This window comes from Acidocella aquatica, assembly GCF_030160635.1.
Taxonomy (GTDB): domain Bacteria; phylum Pseudomonadota; class Alphaproteobacteria; order Acetobacterales; family Acetobacteraceae; genus Acidocella; species Acidocella aquatica.
Genome location: NZ_BSOS01000084.1, coordinates 1 through 4,761 on the forward strand (window position 1 = coordinate 1; position 4,761 = coordinate 4,761).

Consider the following 4,761-nt stretch of genomic DNA (forward strand, 5'->3'; position numbering starts at 1 on the left):
TTTCTACCCCGACATCCACCTTCGCGTCAGCATGGATACCGAACACCTGAGTCGGGTCCTCCAAGCGGCAAGGGTTATTCCTGGTGGGTGCCATCCGAGGTCGGGGCGGCCGCCCCGACCTCGGATGGCACCCACCAGGAATAACCCCGCCAAATCAAACCGTCGGGATATATTCACCAAATATGCGCGGATTCACGCCGCCATCGACATGGTAAGGTCATCAGTTCAAATCGGTTGGCCATCTGCTCGTCCCGCCGTAAGACGTAAGCGATCTCCTTGGTCGCGAAGCAACCAAGCGAAACGCCGGTGGCGGAGCCAAGATTGCGCAGCTCCACCAGCATATTGTCGACGCCCGCGCCGCGAACATTATGCAGATCGTCGATCAGCAGCAGGCGCATCGCAACGTCCTGCACGCCCTGGTATGCCGCCTCGCGCAGATCGCTGATCCGGATGCGGGGCAGGGGGTCGCGCCCGATCGCATGCAGGATGGCGCGGAGTAAGGGTGATATTTGCGGGCCATTCGGCGCCAGTATCAGCGCGACGGGAATGGTTGCGATTTCTGCAAGAGGATTTTCAGACAAGCAGTGCCGTGCGAGGAAACGCTTTGCAATGGCGGTTTTGCCGTTATTGCTCGCGCCGATGATAAGCAAATTATCCGGCCGGGAACGCCGCTGCGAGCGGAGTAATCGTTCGAGCCGTTGATGCGCCTCTTGTGCCAGGCCATAGCCAATCCATAGATCCTGGTCGATGCAGGCGATGCGTCCGCCGTCGTCGAGTTGCAATAATGCCTGTGTCGCTGGATCGAGATGTGATGCGTCACCCATCCCGTCCATTTTAAGAGCGCTCAACATCGGTGAAGGGGGTGACATCGGCTGCCTCCCAGGCTGCTTTGCTTCTGGTCTGCGCCGGTTGGGGCGTGCCTGAGACGGGCATGTTGGCCGGAGGTATGGATATTATTGGCGCGGGTTTCGGCGCAGCCTCTTGGGCCGCTTGCCTGGCCTGATGCGCGCGCTCAGCTTTTCGCCGCATCGTGGTCGACTTGGCTTTTGCAACGATGGCGCGGGTCTCGCTCAGGTTTTCAAACAGCCGGGCTTCGCCGCGGTCACGGGCTTTGCTAGCGTGCAGCGACGATCTCAGCTCGGCACTCTCGGCCAAATTCATGTCCGGGTGCGGCGTGCGATAGGGCGCGACGAGATATTGACCGTTGGTCTCGTCTGCAACCCAGATCTGGGCCAAGCTATTCGGGTTATAGACAATCACGCGTGCCACCTGTTTGCCGTTGTCATGGCGCCAGAGCGGCAGCAGATCGACGGAGCTGTAGTCCACTCTGAACAAACGAAATCCCGTTCGGCGTAGGACGCGCATTTCGTAAGGCAAAAAATCAAGCAGAAAATTTTCCGCTGGCCGGGGCGGAATGCGCTCGGCATCCGGCAGGTTCGGCTGCCGATAATAGCTCAGATATTTTTCGATAGGCCGCTCGCCCGTCGTGGCGTGCGTCGTGTGGTTGTAGCTGTCGATGGTGATCGCCAGGACGCGTTCGAGCTCGGTGACGCTGAGACATGCGAGTTTATCTGGTTCGGCTTCGCCGCGCTCGTTGATGTTGCTGAACGTCGCGCCGGGCAGCTCGTGGACCGCGCGCATCATGGTGCCGATGAGCCGCTCGATATGGCCGTGTTGTTCGGGATGGCCTTTTGGCCGGATCTTTGGCTTAATCCCGTGCAGCTTCAGGCCGCGTTGAATGCCGCGCGCGATGTTTTCGCTACCCTGGTCATATTCGAGGATATCCGGAATGCCGTAGATCGGCCAATGCAGCCGGCTTAGCTCGCGCCGGGCCAGCCATTCATCTTTTTGGCGGCATGCCTGCGCGAGGCAGGTCGCAACGGTAAGCGTCGAGGCTGACTCCAGCGAGCATGAGAATCCCAGTAACGCACGGCTGTAGATGTCGAGAGCAAAGGTCGCGGTGGCGCGGCTGATCACCTGCCGATCGATTTCGCTGACCAGCCGGATATCGCACGGTGTGCTGTCGATTTGCACCCGAGCCCAGGGCTTGGGCGCACCTGGATGTGCACCGGTCAGCAGCCGCAGCGCACGTGCTGCCTTAGGCCCATGGCGCCGGCGCGTTAGCCAGATTTGATCGCGCGCGGCGACGCGTGCTCGAATCGTGTGGTAAGATGGAGGTGCCAGGTTTGCCGCCTGGCAGCGTTGGAGAATATCCGTATGAAGGCTGCCCAGGCTTGGCCGCGACGTCTTGGCATAATGCTGCTCAATCGCCTGTGCGGTTATTGTCTCAACGGTTTTATCAAGCCGCTTCGGCCGGGGGCCCGAGGCCGCGTGGAGAAAATCGACAACCTCGAAATTGTTGGATTTACCCTGCTGCAGCAGCGCCCAGACGCGGCGGACGTTAAGGCCAAGCGTTCGTGCTGCAGCGGCGATGTCAGCCGCGTTGCGCGATGGCAGCCGGGACAACGCCAGTAAAACATCCCGGCGCTGCGTGGCTTTGGCCCAGTCGGCTTCACTGTGATGACTTTCGGCAACGAGCCGCCTCTGCCCGCCGGCGTCTTCGGATAGGAGCAATTCGATACGCGCGGGATCGGCGGATATGATTTCGTCACGCGCGTTGCGGAGCAGCACGGCATCGGGTCCGAGCGGCCGATCGACAAGCCAATCCTCGCCCGCGAAGCGCACAGTTTTCCCCGGAACCCAGACCTGCGTGATTAGCCCTCTCTCTGCAACCGCGCCGCAACCACATGCATTTATAATTCAGGCCATGGGAATTGGGTGGAGTTTTGATGACAAAGTTCAAGCACGAGGAGAGAGCGGCGCCGGCGTGTCCAGCGCTTACAAGCCAAGGTCGATCATGGCCGGTCTTACGTGGATCGGGCCAAAACTCTCCTTTTGCGTCACTTCGACAGTTCCATCACGCGTGAGTTCGAGCGTGGCGATCAATGTGCTGGCCACAGCCGACCGAATATGAAATTCGCGGTCGGGCATTCCGTCTGGGAAGCTCGGCAAGAAGCGCATCAAACTGCAGCCTGTGGTCTTCTCCTTGAGGACAGCGGTGATACGCTGCATTGCGTAGGCTGGCGTCCACAATGTGCGGGGTCCCGACGGCTTGTATTGGGCGGCAAGCCGGCCTTGTTGCTCCTGCACTACCGAGAGGCAGGCTTCGAACAGGTCCAGATATTCCGACGCTGCTGGCGGCCCTGCCGGAGCCCTCGGCCAGCCACGCACGAATGTGTCGTGGCCCAGCTGCGGGCGGTCTTCAAGCCAAGCCGTCACCAGGCGCACGCGCTCCAGCGCCGTGAGGCGGTCGGTCAGCACCTGGGCGGCTTTTTCGGCTTCTTGCGTCTCGGGAAGACTTTTGGGCAGCAGCAGGCGGGATTTTAACCAGGTAAGCCAAGCCGCCATGACCAGCCATTCAATGGCGCGGCCGATATCGATCTTGTCCAATTCCGTAATTGCCGCGACGTATTGATCGGCCAGTTCCGTGACGGAAATCCGTGCGAGATCAACCTGCTGTCGCCGCGCCAGATCGAGCAATAAGTACAACGGCCCGTCAAAGCTCTCCAGATGGAGCTCCAGTGATCCGGTTGAGGGCGCAGACGCTTCATTCACAACCGATAACTACTGCCTCCGGGGTGATTTCTGAAGGGATTTCTGCCTGCGCATGTCGTGGGTATGGTGAGAAAACGCCCTTGCTCGTGGTCGAAACTACGCTTCCGGGACGGAAGCTCTTCTATTCCGGCGGCCCGGTGTTCCCGGCGTCGAGCGCTGTGGTTGCGGCGTCGCCCGTGCCGCCCAGATCGGCATCGGCGGCGAGTTGTGGGTGTGCCGGCGGCAGCGGTGCGGGGAGAAGATGAGATCCCGGTAAATCACGGAGGGATCGCAGTCCGAAATGCGATAAAAACCGCGGTGTCGTTGCCCAGAGCGTCGGCCTGCCGGCTGTCTCCTTGCGGCCGCGGGGCTCGATCAAACCCGCATCAAGCAAGCTGTCCATCGTTTGCTGGGAAAGGCTGATACCGCGGATATCCTCGATCTCAGGGCGTGTTACGGGCTGGTGGAGCGCGATTACGACAAGGATCTCCATTGCAACACGGGGCAGGCGGTTTGACTGGGCTAGCAGCTTTTGCAGCTCCATTCCGAGGTCGGGGGCCGTGCGGAACGTCCACATCCCGCCAGATTCGAACAGTATTACACCACGGTTAGCACAATGGCGCTCCAATGCCTCCAGCACGTCCAGGGGGTCTAGGTGTTCGGGAAGAAGCGGGTGCAGTGCCGAGGGTGTAACCGGCGAGCTGCTTGCGTAGATAAACGCTTCAGCCAGCCGGAGGATATGAAGGGGAATCGGGGAGCCGCTCATGAGGCATTTTGCGCGCCCGCACTCACCTAGCGCAAGTAGTGATCTCGGCTTCGCCAAGAGCCACTGCAGTCAATGCATTTCTTAACGTCAAAAATGCATTTTCTAGCGAAAATCGACAGCCTACCTGGACGGCGCGCTCGATGAGCAGGTGATGGCGCATGCCAGGCAGAAAAATATCGAGACCACCCGGCGCTATCGCAACCGTATCAAAACCGTCGCCGCCAGTCCCACCAAGCTCCTGGATCTCTGACGGTTATGAAGTCACGTCCTTCCGGCAGCCCGGTCCTGGAACGCGGGACGCGGAGGGCAGGGCACCCGGAGGAAGTGGACACCGTGCTCTAGCATTACAGTTGTGATTTTTTGGTTGCGAAGCGGCTTAATCTCTGAATCAATGGGTCACC

4 protein-coding genes are annotated in these 4,761 nt (G+C 60.2%); all 4 read right to left on the minus strand.

The window, feature by feature from the left end; genetic code table 11:
* Positions 1–173: 173 nt before the first annotated feature.
* The 4 genes from QQJ84_RS14720 to scpB all read right to left on the minus strand — a co-directional run bounded on the left by QQJ84_RS14720 (position 174) and on the right by scpB (position 4,360).
* Entirely contained in the window at positions 174–833 is a 660-nt protein-coding gene (locus tag QQJ84_RS14720; RefSeq protein WP_284259063.1) for a TniB family NTP-binding protein, read from the minus strand.
* A gap of 1 nt (position 834) precedes the next feature.
* Positions 835–2,685, minus strand: coding sequence for a Mu transposase C-terminal domain-containing protein (locus QQJ84_RS14725; RefSeq protein WP_284259064.1), 1,851 nt, complete (start codon positions 2,683–2,685; stop codon positions 835–837).
* Between the two features lie 153 nt (positions 2,686–2,838).
* Positions 2,839–3,540 (minus strand): segregation and condensation protein A, encoded by a 702-nt coding sequence (locus tag QQJ84_RS14730; RefSeq protein WP_284259065.1) that lies wholly within the window; start codon positions 3,538–3,540, stop codon positions 2,839–2,841.
* A gap of 196 nt (positions 3,541–3,736) precedes the next feature.
* Positions 3,737–4,360, minus strand: a complete 624-nt coding sequence (scpB, locus tag QQJ84_RS14735; RefSeq protein ID WP_284259066.1) for an SMC-Scp complex subunit ScpB — start codon at positions 4,358–4,360, stop codon at positions 3,737–3,739.
* Positions 4,361–4,761 lie beyond the last annotated feature (401 nt).

Bases quoted from the DNA above. Each gene is read 5' to 3' on its own strand.
- QQJ84_RS14720 (WP_284259063.1), bottom strand. From the start codon at position 833: ATGGACGGGATGGGTGACGCATCACATCTCGATCCAGCGACACAGGCA.
- scpB (WP_284259066.1), bottom strand. From the start codon at position 4,360: ATGAGCGGCTCCCCGATTCCCCTTCATATCCTCCGGCTGGCTGAAGCG.